Raw genomic sequence first — 14,404 nt, 5'->3', positions numbered from 1 at the left:
GTCGCAGCGGCTGCCCGGCGCCGCGCACAAGCTGGCGCACGCCCCCGTCATCCTCGACGAGACGGCGGCGCTCAATCCGGCCGAGCTTCGGGCGCGGGCGCGGCGCCTGGCGCGCCAGTACGGGGGCACGCTCGGGCTGATCGTCGTGGACTACCTGCAGCTGATGAGCGGCTCCGGCGGCGGCAGCGAGGAGAACCGCGCCACGGTGCTGGGCGAGATCTCGCGCGGCATGAAGGGGCTGGCCAAGGAGTTGCAGTGCCCGGTGATCGCGCTGTCGCAGCTCAACCGCTCGGTGGAGCAACGCACGGACAAGCGCCCCCTGATGTCCGACCTGCGCGAATCCGGTGCCATCGAGCAGGATGCCGACATCATCATGTTCATCTATCGCGACGACTACTACAACAAGGACTCCAAGGAGCCCAATGTGGCCGAGGTCATCATCGGCAAGCAACGCAACGGGCCGACCGGCACTGTGAAGCTGTATTTCCAGAAGAACCAGACGCGGTTTGAAAACCTGGCGAAGGGTTCAGAGGACGATTACTAGTCAAAAGGACTGTTTGCGCTTGATTTATAAGCGTTTGATGCTACAAACATAATAGCATTCGAGCTTCTGGTGCCCATCCCGGCGTTTTTAAGGCGATGCGAAGGCCGGGCGGCCCGGCCCCTCGGGAGTTCGTTGCGGGCCAGTCTGGCGCACCGCTGCTGCGTGTGGCGCGCTGATCTGTTATGACGCCACCGCCCAGACCAGCAGCCCAAGACAAGCTGCGCTGAGTACGGCGACAGCCTGCGTCAGGCGGCGGCAGCGTTGACGCAGGTCTTCCACCGCGCGAATCACCTGCGCGTTTTGCTGCGCCAGCGACTGGATGAGCGCTGCGCCGTCGATTTGCTCTTGCTCCAGCTGGCTGATGCGTGCGCGCAAATGCTGTAGCTGCGCCTGGGCAGGCAGTGCAGTTTCGTCACCTGCGCCCACCTGTGACGCTGCGCCGGTTGCGTCAGCCTTGCCCCTGTGACGGGTGCCGAGCAGCTTCTTGGCCGCGTTCAGAATCTGGGGCGCGGCCTCAATGACATCGCCCCATGGCACGAGTTTGAGCGCTGCGACCCACCCCACCATGCTCAGAGCACTTCGCTGGCAAAGTCGGCCAGGCGCGACCGCTCACCGCGTGCCAGCGTGATGTGTCCGCTGTGCGGCCAGCCTTTGAAGCGGTCGACGGCATAGGTGAGGCCAGAGGAACCTTCTGTGAGGTAGGGCGTATCAATCTGCGCCAGGTTACCCATGCAGATGATCTTGGTGCCCGGGCCCGCGCGCGTGATCAGCGTCTTCATCTGCTTGGGCGTCAGGTTCTGGGCCTCGTCGATGATCACGTACTTGTTCAGGAAGGTGCGGCCGCGCATGAAGTTCATGCTCTTGATCTTGATGCGGCTGCGGATGAGTTCATTGGTGGCAGCGCGGCCCCACTCGCCGGCGTTACCGCCGTCGCCCTTGGCCAGAAACTCCAGGTTGTCGTCCAGCGCGCCCATCCATGGGCCCATCTTTTCTTCTTCGGTGCCGGGCAGGAAACCGATGTCTTCGCCCACGCTGACCGTGGCGCGGGTCATGATGATCTCGGTGTAGCGGCGGTCGTCCAGAACCTGCGTCAGACCTGCAGCGAGCGCCAGCAGCGTTTTGCCGGTGCCGGCCGTGCCGGTCAGCGTCACGAAGTCGATCTCGGGATCCGTGAGCAGGTTCATGGCGTAGTTTTGTTCACGGTTGCGCGTGGTAACGCCCCAGACGGCATTTTTCGCGGAGCCGTAATCCTTGAGCGTCTGGAGTACGGCGGTTTTTTCGCGGATTTCACTCACGCGCGCAAACAGGCTGGGTTCGCCGGGGGCTTCAAAGTACACGAACTGGTTGATCATCAGCTGGGGCACGATGGGCCCGCCGATGCGGTAGTAGGTGTGCGCGCCGCTTTGCCAGCTCTCGACGTTCTTGCCGCTTTTGGACCAGAAATTTTGCGGCAGGGCCAGCACGCCGGAGTAGAGCAGGTCGCCGTCTTCCAGTGTCTTGTCGTTCTGGTAGTCCTCAGCATTCAGGCCCAGGGCGCGCGCCTTCACGCGCATGTTGATGTCCTTGGACACCAGGACCACTTCGCGCGGCGCATGTGCCTTGGCAAGCGCAGCGACCACCCCGAGGATCTGGTTGTCGGCCTTGCCCTGGGGCAGGCTTGAGGGCAGGCTGTAGTCCAGTGCCGCGGTCTGGAAGTACAGGCAGCCCCTGGCGGCCTGCTGACCCGTGGAGTCGAGCTTGAGTCCACAGCCGATATCCGCGCCTCGCACGCCAGCCAGGGCATCCAGCGTGCGGCTGGTCTGGCGGCCGTTGCGGGCGACTTCCGTCATGCCCTTTTTATGGCCATCCAGTTCTTCCAGTACGATCATCGGCAGGAAGATGTCATGCTCCTCAAACCTGAAAAGGCTGGTGGGGTCGTGCAGCAGCACGTTGGTGTCGAGCACGAAGAGCTTGGCGGGGCCGCGGGTGCCGTTCGGGCGCTTGGCATGGCCGCCGACCACTGCTGATTGGGCCCGTGCCGGGGATTCGGCCGGTGCAACCGCTGCCTTGGCCGTGGTGCCAGTACGGCGGGCCTTGCCGCGAGGCGGCGTCTCTGCGACGGCAGCTGCCACCGGAGTCTGGCTGCTGTCACCCCCGCGGCCCCGGTTCGGTACAACCTGGGCGCGATCGGTGTGGAGGACGCGCGTTTCGATCTGCATCATGCCGCTGGGTGTCTCTTGCATGGTGGGCGACGCTACGCTGTCGATTCTGCGTCCACTGCGACCGGTGGCGGGGGATCGGGTGGGGGCGACGGCGGTCGTTCCTTCGGCTGCGTCGGCGGAGGATGCGCGTGGGCGAGCGGAGATCTCGAAGGCTTCGGGCGCCAGAAGCGCAGCGCGTCGGCTGGGTGCGGGAGGCAGGGGCATGGGTGGCAGGGTCTCGGTCAATGGAGTGGATCAGAAAGCAAAAAGCCGCCTGGGGGCCAAGGCGGCTTTTCGTTGGAAGGCAAGCGTTACGGGTACCGGGAGCATCAGACCATTATGCCTACAGGCCAAGACAGAGCAGCGCAGGGCAAATGGCGATACGAAGGCAGTGTTCAATGGGACCAGAGGGTAGTCAGGCAGCCTTCTTGAGTGCTTTGATGGACTTCACGGCTTTGAGGACTTCATCGACGTGGCCAGGCACTTTCAGGCCGCGCCACTCTTGCACCAGCAGACCGTCAGGACCCACCAGGAAGGTGCTGCGCTCGATGCCCTTGACCTTCTTGCCGTACATGATTTTGTTTTTGACCACGCCGAACATGTGACACATTTTTTCTTCTGTGTCGGCGATCAGCTCGAAGGGAAGTTCCAGCTTTTCCTTGAAATCATCGTGCGACTTCATGTTGTCGCGCGAGACGCCAAACACCGCTGCTCCCGCTTTCACGAAGTCTTTGTACTTGTCGCGAAACTGCATGGCCTCGGTCGTGCAGCCCGGCGTGTTGTCCTTGGGATAGAAGTAGAGAATGAGAACCTGGCCGAGGTGGGAGGTGTTGGAGACCTTGATACCGCCGGTTGCGTTGGCTTCAAATTCAGGAAGGGGTTTGTTGACAACGATCGCCATAGCAGTTCAATCTCTCAGGTGTAGTCGTTGGTAAGAAGGGGAGTTGTGTGCGTTTTTGCTCTTGTGACCAGCCCCGACAGCAACCCGAGATTTTACCCTGAAACCCCTTGCTCACCAAATGTAAGACAGTGTGTCGGAGTGAGGCTGGCGCTGGCTCGAACCCAATACCGTGCTGTCTTGCGCATTGGCGTCTTGGGCGGTTTCCAAGAGTCTCCCGTGGAGTGCATCAGCGGTGGCACAGGTCTTCAAGCAGCAGAGCGACGACCACGTTTCGGCCCTCGCTGGCGAGGATGTTGTAGGTTCGGCAGGCAGCGGCCGTGTCCATGGTTTCCAGCCCGATGCGGCGTGCCATCAGCGGCGCCTGCCAAGCCGGGGGCGGGAAGCGGTTGCGATTGCCACTGCCGAAAATCACCAGCTCGGTGTCGAGCTGTGCGAGCTGGGCGAAATGCTCGGCGGTGAGCTCGTCAAACCGTGCACAGGCCCAAGGCTGGCGAGCCCCCTTCGATCCGAGGATCACGCTGTGGGCGATGGTTTCACCGTCCACCTTGATCCAGCCTGGGCCGTAGCCGCTGATGGTCTGCGCTTCGGAGCGGTCGGGCTGGAATTTCATGGCATGGAGCTTGGGGCAGGGCGGGGATGACGGGCTGGCACAGGCTCGCACCGGCGGCAGTGCCCGGCCGATGATTGAACTGTGGTCAAATTATAGGTTTCGCCACAGCGAGCCCGCCCCCCGGCGGCCCAAGGCCCCAGCTCCACCGCCAGCGCATGAAAACCGTCCAAAAGTCTGCCAAGCTTGCCAACGTCTGCTATGACATCCGGGGCCCGATCATGGACGCGGCCAAGAGGATGGAAGAAGACGGCCACAAGATCATCAAGCTCAACATCGGCAACCTGGCCGTGTTCGGCTTTGATTCCCCCGAAGAGATCCAGCAGGACATGATCCGCAACCTGCCCAACTCGGCGGGGTATTCGGACAGCAAAGGCATTTTTGCAGCCCGCAAGGCGGTGATGCACGAAACCCAGAAGCAGGGCGTCAAGGGCGTGACCCTGGACGACATCTATCTGGGTAACGGCGCCAGCGAGCTCATCGTCATGGCCACCAATGCCCTGCTGGACACGGGCGATGAACTGCTGCTGCCATCTCCTGACTATCCCCTCTGGACGGCGGCTGCCAGCCTGTCGGGGGGCACGCCGGTGCACTACCTGTGTGATGAGGCCAATGGCTGGATGCCGGACCTGGACGATATTCGCGCCCGGATCACGCCCCGCACCAAGGGCATCGTGGTCATCAACCCCAACAACCCCACGGGTGCCCTCTACTCTGACGAGCTGCTCAAGGGCATTGTCGAGATCGCGCGCGCCCATGGGCTGGTGATCTTTGCCGACGAGGTCTATGACAAGGTCCTGTATGACGGCGCCAAGCACACGGCCATCGGGTCGCTCAGCGAGGATGTGCTCACCTTGACCTTCAACTCGCTGTCCAAGAGCTACCGCTCGTGTGGCTACCGCGCCGGCTGGCTGGTGGTGTCGGGCGACAAGAAGCGCGCCCGCGACTACATCGAGGGCCTGAACATGCTCTCGAACATGCGGCTGTGCGCCAATGTGCCCGGTCAGTGGGCTATCCAGACCGCGCTGGGCGGTCACCAGAGCATCAACGAGCTGGTCGGCGAAGGCGGCCGCCTGCGCAAGCAGCGCGACCTGGCATATCAGCTGATCACCGCCATCCCCGGGGTCACCTGCGTCAAGCCGCGCGCTGCGCTGTACATGTTTCCGCGGCTGGACCCGGCGGTGTATCCGATCAAGGACGACCAGCAGTTCTTCCTGGAACTGCTGCAGGAAACCAAGGTGATGCTGGTGCAGGGCACCGGTTTCAACTGGGCCGCCCCGGACCACTTCCGCATCGTGTTCCTGCCCCATGAGGACGACCTGCGCGATGCCATCGGGCGCGTGGCGCGGTTCCTGGAGCAGTATCGCAAGCGCCACCCGAGCGCAGCGGCGTGAGGCGGGGCTCATCCACACGGCAGGTTGCGGGTTTTTCATGAGGCGTTCCACTCGGTTGACCCGTCGGGGACTGGGCCAGGAAACCGCCCCGTGGGCCCTGGCTGCGGCAACGCTGCGGGCCTGGGCGCTGCCGTGTGACCACCCCCGCACCCGCCGGGCGTTCGGCCATGAAAGGCCGCCGATTCGGCGATTTCTGGTGGATGCATCCGTGGCGCTTGACGACGGCCGCTGCCTGTGACCCGGTCGCCCGAATGCGGCAGTGGCCGTCTGTATTTCCCATGATTTCCAGTTCACTCGAGTTATGACCATGAAACCCATCCAAGTAGGCCTGCTGGGCATCGGCACCGTCGGTAGCGGCGTGTTCAACGTGCTGCGGCGCAACCAGGACGAGATCAGCCGCCGCGCCGGTCGTGGCATCGAGATCACCATGGTGGCCGACCTTGATGTCGAGCGCGCCCGCAGCGTGGTCGGCGATGGCGTGCAGGTGGTCAACGATGCGCGGGCGGTCATCGCCAACCCCGACATCGACATCGTGATCGAGCTCATCGGTGGCTACGGCATTGCCCGTGCGCTGGTGCTGGAGGCCATTGCCGCTGGCAAGCATGTGGTCACCGCCAACAAGGCGCTGCTGGCCGTGCATGGCACCGAGATCTTTGCGGCTGCGTCGGCCAAGGGTGTGATGGTGGCGTTCGAGGCTGCCGTGGCCGGTGGCATTCCCATCATCAAGGCTCTGCGTGAAGGCCTCACGGCCAACCGCATCCAGTGGATTGCCGGCATCATCAACGGCACCACCAACTTCATCCTGAGCGAAATGCGCGACAAGGGGCTGGACTTTGACGTGGTGCTCAAGGAAGCCCAGCGCCTGGGCTATGCAGAGGCCGACCCGACCTTCGACATCGAAGGCGTGGACGCCGCGCACAAGGTCACGCTGATGAGCGCCATTGCCTTTGGCATCCCGGTGCAGTTTGACAAGGCCTACGTAGAAGGCATCACCCACCTGGGCGCGGCTGATATCAAGTACGCCGAGCAACTGGGCTACCGCATCAAGCTGTTGGGCATCACCAAGCGCGCCGACAAGGGAATCGAGTTGCGCGTGCACCCCAGCCTGGTGCCCTCCAAGCGCCTGATCGCCAACGTGGAAGGCGCAATGAACGCCGTGGTGGTGCAGGGCGATGCCGTGGGGTCCACGCTGTACTACGGCAAGGGCGCGGGCTCCGAACCCACGGCCAGCGCCGTGATTGCCGACCTGGTGGACATTGCCCGTCTGCACACGGCCGACCCCGAACACCGCGTGCCGCATCTGGCCTTCCAGCCGCAGACGCTCAGCGATGCGATGGATGCGCTGCCGGTGCTGCCCATGAGCGAAGTGGTCACCAGCTACTACCTGCGCCTCTCCGTGGCCGACCAGGCCGGCGTGCTGGCCAAGGTCACGGGCCTGCTGGCCGAAGCCGGTGTGAGCATCGACGCCGTGCTGCAGCGCGAGGCCGACGAGGTGGGCGGCGAGGGGTCCACGCAAACCGACCTCATCATCCTCACGCACGACACCCGCGAAGGCACCATGAACGCCGTCATCGCCCAGATGCAGGCCTTGCCCACCGTGCTGGCGCCCATCACCCGCATCCGCAAGGAAGAGCTCAACTGAGCCGCGCCACCGGAGTTCGCCAGATCATGAACCCCGCGCCGCGCCATGCCCACCCTGGTTGCCGTACTCACGCTGGTGGCATTGCTCAAGCTGTCTGCGGTCGACATGCCGCGCTGGCACCTGGCTTTCTGGTTCGGCGTGCTGGTCACGCTGGCGCTGTCGGGCTTCCTGGCGCGGACCGATGCGTTGATCAACGGTGCGGGCAGCTTTGGCGCGGCATGGCTTTACTTCGCGCTGCTCGAACGCACCGACAACGTGCACGACAGGTTCCTGCACTGGTTGGTGCTCATCGGTGGCTTCACGGTACTGATTGCCACGCGCTTTTACATTGACATCCGGGTCTACGGCATCAGTTTTTAAGCGAGCCGCCAGGACCCCACACCGACAGAAATCCTCATGAAATACATCAGCACCCGCGGCCAGGCCGACCATCAGCAAGAATCCAAGCGCTTTTGCGACATCCTGCTCGAAGGCTTGGCCCCCGATGGCGGCCTGTACCTGCCCGAGCACTACCCGCAGGTGGACGATGTCATGCTCACCCGCCTGCGCGAGGCTTATCACAAGCAGGGTTATGCTGAACTGGCGTTTCAGATTCTGTCGATGTACATCGACGATATCCCGCCCGCCGACATGAAGGCCCTGTGCGCCAAGACCTACACGGCCGAGGTGTTCGGCACGGGCGAAATCGTGCCCTTGCGGCATCTGGAAAACAGTCTGTGGCTCGAAGCCCTGTCCAACGGCCCCACGCTGGCCTTCAAGGACATGGCCATGCAACTCCTGGGCAACCTGTTCGAGTATGAGCTCAAGCGCCGAGGCGAGCAGCTCAACATCCTGGGCGCCACCAGCGGCGATACCGGCAGTGCCGCTGAATACGCCATGCGCGGCAAAAAGGGCATCCGCGTCTTCATGACCAGCCCGCACGGCCGCATGAGCGCCTTCCAGCAGGCGCAGATGTTCAGCCTGCAAGACGAGAACATCCACAACATTGCCATCGAAGGCGTTTTTGATGACTGCCAGGACATCGTCAAGGCCGTCTCCAACGACCTCGCTTTCAAGCGCAAGTACAAGATTGGCACCGTCAACTCCATCAACTGGGCGCGCCTGCTGGCGCAGGTGGTGTACTACTTTGCGGGCTACATCCAGGCCACCGAGACCAACGACCAGAAGGTCAGCTTCACCGTGCCCTCGGGCAACTTCGGCAACGTCTGCGCGGGCCATGTGGCGCGCATGATGGGCCTGCCGATCCACAAGCTGGTGGTGGCAACCAATGAAAACGATGTGCTCGATGAGTTCTTCCGCACTGGGGTGTACCGGGTGCGCGGCAGCGCCGACACGCACGAAACCTCAAGCCCCTCGATGGACATCAGCAAGGCCAGCAACTTCGAGCGCTTTGTGTTCGACCTGCTGGGCCGCGACGGCGCACGCGTGAAGGCATTGTTTGGCGACGCGCTGGCGGGCCATGGCCGGTTCGACCTGAGCGCCGACCCGCACTTTGCCCAAGCCGCAGCCCGGTACGGCTTTGAAAGCGGCAAGAGCACCCATGCCGACCGCCTGGCCACCATCAAGGACAACTACAAGCGCCATGGCGTGACCATCGACACCCATACCGCCGACGGCGTCAAAGTGGCGCTGGAGCACCACCAGGACGCCAGCGTGCCGATGATCGTGCTGGAGACGGCTCTGCCCATCAAGTTTGCCGAGACCATCACCCTGGCGCTGGGCCACGCGCCCGAGCGCCCCGCCAAGTTTGAAGGCATCGAAGCCCTGCCCAAGCGCGTGCAGGTCATGCCTGCCGATGTGGAGCAGGTCAAGGCCTACATCGAACGCCACTGCAACCCTGTTGTGCCGCAATAGGCCCGCTCTGGGTCACCACGGCCGATTTTGAAGATAAATAATGCCCTACGCGCTTGTCTGGTAAGGGTTAAAAGCTATAAATTGCATAGCTATACAAGGAGCGCTGGATGAAGGTTGCAGGTTTTGCCGGCTTTTCCGGCAGTGGCAAGACCACGTTGGTCGAGCAATTGATTCCCGAGCTGCGCCTGCGTGGCCTGCGCGTTTCGGTGGTCAAACATGCCCACCACAGTTTTGATGTGGACCATCCCGGCAAGGACACCTACCGCCACCGCGAAGCCGGTGCGTTTGAGGTGGTGGCCGCTTCCGACAAGCGGCTCATGCTGGTGCGCGAGTTTGAGCGCCCCGCCGCCCTCAGCGTGCACCACCTGCTTGCCGAGCTGTACCAGGGCGTGGACTGGGTGCTGGTCGAAGGCTTCAAGGACAGCGACTTGCTCAAGATCGAGGTCTGGCGTCAGCCCCTGGCCGGCCAGCCAACGCGCCCCGTGCGCTACCCCGAAGACGACTTCGTGGTGGCGGTCGCCACGGACGCCCCCGCGCAATTGCCGGTACCGACCGGCCTGCCGGTCTTGGACCTGAACTCGCCGTCCGCCGTGGCCGACTTTTTGCTGGAGCATGCGCACCGCTTCGAATACGACTGGGCGGTGCACGGTGCCGCCTTGCCCATCGCGACGCCCTGAAACCGCCGAGTCAGCGCCCGCCATGAAACCCACACCCAAGCCCCTGAAACCGCTGGACGATGCCTTGGCCGACCTGCTGGCGCAGGCGGTGCCGCTGCCCGGCCACGATACCGTGACCACCTTCGATGCCGACGGCAGGGTACTCGCGCAGGACTGCATCTCGGCACTGCAGGTGCCGCCGCAGGACAACAGCTCCATGGACGGCTATGCCGTGCGCTGCGCCGACGTGACTGCGCCGGGGTTGGAGCTGCCCGTGTCGCAGCGCATTGCCGCAGGCAGCGCCGGCCAGCCGCTGCAGCCCGGCACGGCTGCGCGCATCTTCACCGGCGCGCCGGTGCCCGCCGGGGCCGACGCCGTGCTGATGCAGGAAGACTGCGAGGCCATCGGCACCAGCCCTGGCGCAGAGGGCCCGCCGCGGGTGCGGGTCAACGCGGTGCCTCCACCGGGCCAGTGGATTCGCCGCGCGGGCGAAGACGTCACCCGCGGTGCCGTGGTGCTGGCCGCAGGCACGCGCCTGTCGCCCGCCGCGCTGGGGCTGGCCGCCAGCATCGGCCTGCACCAGCTGCAGGTGGCTCGCCGACCCAGGGTGGCGCTGTTTTCCACGGGCGACGAACTCGTGATGCCTGGCGACGTGCCGCCCGAGCAGATGCGCCCCGGCGCCATCTACAACAGCAACCGGTTTTTTCTGCGCGCCATGCTGCTGCGCCTGGGCTGCGAGGTGAGCGATTTCGGCATCGTGCCCGACCGGCGCGACGCCACCATCGACGCGCTGCGCCAGGCCAGCCGCGCGCATGACCTGATTTTGACCAGCGGCGGCGTGAGCGTGGGCGAGGAAGACCACATCAAGCCGGCGGTGGAGTCACTGGGGCGGCTCGATTTGTGGCAGATCGCCATGAAGCCCGGCAAGCCCTTTGCCTACGGCCACATCCAGCGTGAAGGTGGTGCCGCGCATTTCATGGGCTTGCCGGGCAACCCGGTGTCCAGCTTTGTGACATTTGCCCTGCTGGTGCGCCCGTTCGTGCTGCGGCTGCAGGGCGTGCGCGATGTGGCTCCCCCATCCATGGCGGTCACGGCCGATTTCGCGTGGCCCAGGGCAGATAAGCGACGCGAATTCCTGCGCGTGCGCCGTGGCGCGCGGGGTGGGCTGGAGCTGTTTGCCAACCAGAGCTCGGGTGTGCTGACCTCGGCCGCATGGGGCGATGGCCTGGTGGACAATCCAGCCGGGTGCACCATCGCGCCGGGCGACACCGTGCGGTACATCACGTTCGCGGATCTCCTGTCATGAACTGCGGCGGCTTCGTGGTGTGCGTTTTGGTTGGACCGACACTTCGATTTTTTGAAACGGTAGGGCGATGAAAACGATCACCGTGCGCTATTTCGCATCCATCCGCGAGGCCATCGGCGCAGCGCAGGAGGTGGTTGAGACCGATGCCACCACGCTGGGCGGGCTGCGCGATGAGCTGATTGCGCGTGGCGGTGCCCACGCCGCCAGCCTGGCGCACGGCAAGGCCGTGCGGATAGCCCTCGACCAAACGCTCACCGACGAATGGGCTGATCTGCCCACCACGGCGGAGGTAGCGTTCTTCCCGCCGGTGACCGGGGGCTGAGCATCACCCATGTGAGCCTGTGCCGGCCAAGCCCGCAGATGGCGATGCAGAGCCTCATCAGCTGCCCGCGTGCATGGCAGCGACCCCCAACCCGCTTTCCTGACCCGCCGCCAAGGCCTGCAGCCGCTGGGTGAGCGCCGGTGTGGCCGGCATCATCGGCGCGCGCAGCAGGTTGTGCATCCAGCCAGCCTGCGCCAGCACGGCCTTGAGCGGCGCGGGGTTGGGCTCGGCAAAGCACGCTTGCACCCAGGGCAGCAGCGCCTGCCAGGTGCTGCGCGCCGCAGGCAGGTCGCCATGCGCGAGTTGATGCATCAGCTGCACAAAGCGCTCCGTCTGCCAGTGCGCGCTGGCGGCAATGGCGCCCGCGCCGCCCAGTGCCATCGTGCTGAAAATCTGCGCGTCTTCGCCCGCCAGGATGTCCAGACGGCCATCGGCCATCAGCGCCTGTGTCTTGGCCATGTCGCCTGCGCAGTCCTTGAGGGCGACGATGCGCGGGTGGCTGGCCAGGCTGAGCAAGGTGTCAGTGGCCAGCACAGCGCCCGTGCGGTACGGAATGTCGTAGACGATGAGCGGCACCGCGCTTGCGTCGGCAATGGCCCGGAACCAGTGCAGCAATCCTTCTTGCGAGGGCCGGATGTAGTGCGGCGCTGGCACCAGAATGCCCGCCAGCGGCGGGTACGCCGCCAGGGCCTGTATTTGCTCGATGGTCTGGCCCAGGTGGTAGCCCGAGAGGCCCATCACCACTGGTAGATCGAGCGCGGCCTGCAGCACGGTCTCCAGCACTGCAAGCTGCTCGTGCTTTGACAAGGCTGCAGCCTCGCCGGTGGAGCCGCAGGCCACCACGCCTGACACACCGGCAGCCCGCATGCGGGCTGTGAGCGCTGCAAGGGCGGCGTGGTCCACGCTGCCGTCATGAAGAAACGGGGTGACCAGCGGAATCCAGAGGCCGCGGAATCGGAGCGGGCCTGCGTGCAAGGCGGGCGAGGCGGGCGAGGCGGGCGAAATGGAGGAGGCACAGAGGATGGAAGACATGGCGCAGCAATAGCCTTTGAATGTTTCGACCGATGGAAGAACCGTCAGGGTGTGCGCACGAGAGGCCGCAAGAGCAGGGTGCCGGGGGCTGTCTGCCAGGTGGTTCCGTCGCTCATCCGGACGGAACCACAGCTCCGGTCAGATGAGCTCTGGTTTTTTGGTTTTGCCCACGCACGACGCTGCCACCACGGGGATGGCGGCGGTCAGGATGGCGCGGTGGATGGGCATGTCGTTCAGTATAGGTGCGGCGCGTGCTTGCTGTGCTCAGACAGGCTGGGTTGGGGCCATCGCCGTGTTCAGCGTGCAACAGGTGGCGATGGGGTGGCGTCGGCCGCAGGCGCAGGCAGTTCGGGGCATGGCCACGCCAGCAGCTCGGCCAGCCGCGTCACAACCCAGGTCGCCTCGGGTACCGATACGCCCGACTCTGCCGCGCACAGGCCAGCGTGAATGCGCCGCAAAATCTCGGCCTCGGACGGCGCCTGTACGTGGTAGAGCGTCTGCGCGTGCTCTACCAGGTGGCCAGCCAGGTCCTCGCACAGCTCGTAGCGGGCGCGCACGGTGGGGGCCTTCTCGCGCAGGCGGCCGCGTGCGTCGGAGTACACCGCCATGAACGACGGCGGAACATGGATCTGGTTGTCGTCTTCGATCATGCGTATGGCGTGTGAGGCAGGGGGCGGTCGGCGTGTCAGTCCGGGGTGAACAGGCGCTCAAAGCGGGCCTGGTCGGCCGGCAGCTCGAAGGTCACCACCTGGCCCATCTTCATGTCGGACAAGCGGCAGGCTGCGAACAGCGTCGTGCGGCCCGCCAGGTCCATGCTGGGCAGGTCGATCAGCGCGTAGGGGTAGGGCACGAACACCTGGTGCTCGAACACATCGCGCGTGGTGTTGCGGGGCGACGGGTACAGCTTGTACAGGGGCGTGTCGATGGTCTGGGTGGCCATGGGTGGGGTGCGATGGTGCGGGGCAGGTGGCGGTGCGGGTACAGTGCAACGATCGTAACGACAATTGCTGGCAACAACTTCGGCCCGATCCCATGTCCAGACACAAAAGCGAGTGGCCCGCCAAGGTGATGGCCCTCATCCAGAGCGGCAATGTGGCCGCTGCCATCGCGCAGATCAAGGTGGCACCCACGGTGGGCGACATCACCCGGCTGCAGGCGCTGGCAGCCCGGCTGCCGCCCACCCCGGCACACATCCAGCTCCATAAGGTGCTGGAGGAAGAGCGCGCCTTGCTGGCCGCGCCACGCCTGCACCGCTCGCCATAAGGCCCGTGCGCTACGTTCGCCCCTGTTTGCACCGAGAATCCGCCCTGCCATGAGCCTGCCCCGCGTTTCCATCCAGACGGAAGACTTCGACCTCAGCCATGAGCTGGCTGCGCTGCGCCGGGGTCAGCCCGGTGTGGGCGCGGTGTGCAGCTTTGTGGGCACGGTGCGCGACCGCAACGAGGGCCATGCAGTATCGATCCTGGAACTGGAGCACTACCCGGGCATGACCGAGAAGTCCATCGAGGCCATGGTGGACGAGGCTTTGCGGCGCTTTGACATCCTGGGCGCCCGCGTGATCCACCGCGTGGGGCTGCTGCAGCCGATGGACCAGATTGTTCTGGTGGCCGTGACCAGCGCCCACCGGGGCCAGAGTTTTTTGGCCTGCGAGTTTTTGATGGACTACCTCAAAACCCAGGCGCCCTTTTGGAAGAAAGAGCAAACCCCGTCCGGCGCGCGCTGGGTGGACGCCCGCGTGAGCGATGACGCGGCGCTGGCGCGCTGGGGCATCGTGGCCCGCAACGCCTGACGCGCCACCGGCGGGTCGAAGCCGCCGCAATTTTGAATCGCGGATTCACAGACAAAGTGCATCAGATGGCAGTTTAATGGGGGTGATCTCCAGGCCGTAAAACACCTCATGAGGGGTGCGGTATCCCAAGCACTTTCTAGGCCTGTGGTTCAATGCGTAAACCGCATTATTGACCTC

The 14,404-nt window shown here is 64.6% G+C and carries 17 protein-coding genes; 10 read left to right on the top strand and 7 right to left on the bottom strand.

Annotated features, from left to right (window positions below; all coding sequences use genetic code 11):
* A partial coding sequence (locus tag ACK543_RS08370) for a replicative DNA helicase (protein ID WP_409942387.1) occupies nt 1-544 on the top strand: 544 nt, incomplete at its 5' end.
* A gap of 180 nt (nt 545-724) precedes the next feature.
* Here the strand turns inward: ACK543_RS08370 and ACK543_RS08365 are convergent.
* The 4 genes from ACK543_RS08365 to ACK543_RS08350 form a co-directional block, all read right to left on the bottom strand.
* Nucleotides 725-1,111, bottom strand: a complete 387-nt coding sequence (locus tag ACK543_RS08365) for a hypothetical protein (protein ID WP_409942386.1) — start codon at nt 1,109-1,111, stop codon at nt 725-727.
* 2 nt (nt 1,112-1,113) lie between these two features.
* Nucleotides 1,114-2,949: a PhoH family protein gene (locus ACK543_RS08360; protein WP_409942385.1), complete on the bottom strand. Its 1,836-nt coding sequence runs from the start codon at nt 2,947-2,949 to the stop codon at nt 1,114-1,116.
* 190 nt (nt 2,950-3,139) lie between these two features.
* A complete protein-coding gene (locus ACK543_RS08355) occupies nt 3,140-3,625 on the bottom strand; it encodes a peroxiredoxin (protein ID WP_409942384.1) in 486 nt (161 codons plus the stop codon).
* A 226-nt stretch (nt 3,626-3,851) separates the two neighbouring features.
* The gene (locus tag ACK543_RS08350; protein WP_409942383.1) at nt 3,852-4,235 is read right to left on the bottom strand and encodes an Mth938-like domain-containing protein; all 384 of its coding nucleotides are present in this window, start codon (nt 4,233-4,235) and stop codon (nt 3,852-3,854) included.
* Between the two features lie 155 nt (nt 4,236-4,390).
* Here ACK543_RS08350 and ACK543_RS08345 point away from each other — a divergent pair, with 155 nt between their 5' ends.
* From ACK543_RS08345 to ACK543_RS08315, 7 genes are all read left to right on the top strand, one after another.
* The gene (locus tag ACK543_RS08345; RefSeq protein ID WP_409942382.1) at nt 4,391-5,626 is read left to right on the top strand and encodes a pyridoxal phosphate-dependent aminotransferase; all 1,236 of its coding nucleotides are present in this window, start codon (nt 4,391-4,393) and stop codon (nt 5,624-5,626) included.
* Between the two features lie 307 nt (nt 5,627-5,933).
* On the top strand, nt 5,934-7,268 hold the full coding sequence (locus ACK543_RS08340) for a homoserine dehydrogenase (protein ID WP_409942381.1): 1,335 nt from the start codon (nt 5,934-5,936) through the stop codon (nt 7,266-7,268).
* A gap of 45 nt (nt 7,269-7,313) precedes the next feature.
* Nucleotides 7,314-7,628 carry a response regulator gene (locus ACK543_RS08335; protein WP_409942380.1) on the top strand — a complete coding sequence of 105 codons (315 nt, stop codon included), beginning with the start codon at nt 7,314-7,316 and terminating at the stop codon, nt 7,626-7,628.
* A gap of 36 nt (nt 7,629-7,664) precedes the next feature.
* Nucleotides 7,665-9,122, top strand: coding sequence for a threonine synthase (thrC, locus tag ACK543_RS08330; RefSeq protein ID WP_409942379.1), 1,458 nt, complete (start codon nt 7,665-7,667; stop codon nt 9,120-9,122).
* 107 nt (nt 9,123-9,229) lie between these two features.
* A complete protein-coding gene (gene mobB / locus ACK543_RS08325) occupies nt 9,230-9,799 on the top strand; it encodes a molybdopterin-guanine dinucleotide biosynthesis protein B (protein ID WP_409942378.1) in 570 nt (189 codons plus the stop codon).
* 22 nt (nt 9,800-9,821) lie between these two features.
* Nucleotides 9,822-11,084, top strand: coding sequence for a gephyrin-like molybdotransferase Glp (glp, locus tag ACK543_RS08320; protein WP_409942377.1), 1,263 nt, complete (start codon nt 9,822-9,824; stop codon nt 11,082-11,084).
* A 67-nt stretch (nt 11,085-11,151) separates the two neighbouring features.
* A complete protein-coding gene (locus ACK543_RS08315; protein ID WP_409942376.1) occupies nt 11,152-11,406 on the top strand; it encodes a MoaD/ThiS family protein in 255 nt (84 codons plus the stop codon).
* A gap of 57 nt (nt 11,407-11,463) precedes the next feature.
* On the opposite strand, the gene dapA is transcribed toward ACK543_RS08315, so the two are convergent.
* From dapA to ACK543_RS08300, 3 genes are all read right to left on the bottom strand, one after another.
* Nucleotides 11,464-12,438, bottom strand: a complete 975-nt coding sequence (gene dapA, locus ACK543_RS08310; protein WP_409942375.1) for a 4-hydroxy-tetrahydrodipicolinate synthase — start codon at nt 12,436-12,438, stop codon at nt 11,464-11,466.
* A 296-nt stretch (nt 12,439-12,734) separates the two neighbouring features.
* Nucleotides 12,735-13,085 carry a hypothetical protein gene (locus tag ACK543_RS08305; RefSeq protein WP_409942388.1) on the bottom strand — a complete coding sequence of 117 codons (351 nt, stop codon included), beginning with the start codon at nt 13,083-13,085 and terminating at the stop codon, nt 12,735-12,737.
* A 38-nt stretch (nt 13,086-13,123) separates the two neighbouring features.
* Nucleotides 13,124-13,378: a hypothetical protein gene (locus tag ACK543_RS08300; protein WP_409942374.1), complete on the bottom strand. Its 255-nt coding sequence runs from the start codon at nt 13,376-13,378 to the stop codon at nt 13,124-13,126.
* A 92-nt stretch (nt 13,379-13,470) separates the two neighbouring features.
* Here ACK543_RS08300 and ACK543_RS08295 point away from each other — a divergent pair, with 92 nt between their 5' ends.
* Both ACK543_RS08295 and ACK543_RS08290 read left to right on the top strand, forming a co-directional pair.
* Nucleotides 13,471-13,701 (top strand): hypothetical protein, encoded by a 231-nt coding sequence (locus ACK543_RS08295; RefSeq protein ID WP_409942373.1) that lies wholly within the window; start codon nt 13,471-13,473, stop codon nt 13,699-13,701.
* A 49-nt stretch (nt 13,702-13,750) separates the two neighbouring features.
* Nucleotides 13,751-14,227 carry a molybdenum cofactor biosynthesis protein MoaE gene (locus ACK543_RS08290; protein ID WP_409942372.1) on the top strand — a complete coding sequence of 159 codons (477 nt, stop codon included), beginning with the start codon at nt 13,751-13,753 and terminating at the stop codon, nt 14,225-14,227.
* The last annotated feature ends 177 nt before the right edge of the window (nt 14,228-14,404 follow it).

This window comes from Acidovorax sp. (assembly GCF_046341535.1).
Lineage (GTDB): Bacteria > Pseudomonadota > Gammaproteobacteria > Burkholderiales > Burkholderiaceae_C > Acidovorax.
Note: the sequence above shows the minus strand (reverse complement) of the source record. Positions and strands in the feature narration are given on the sequence as shown.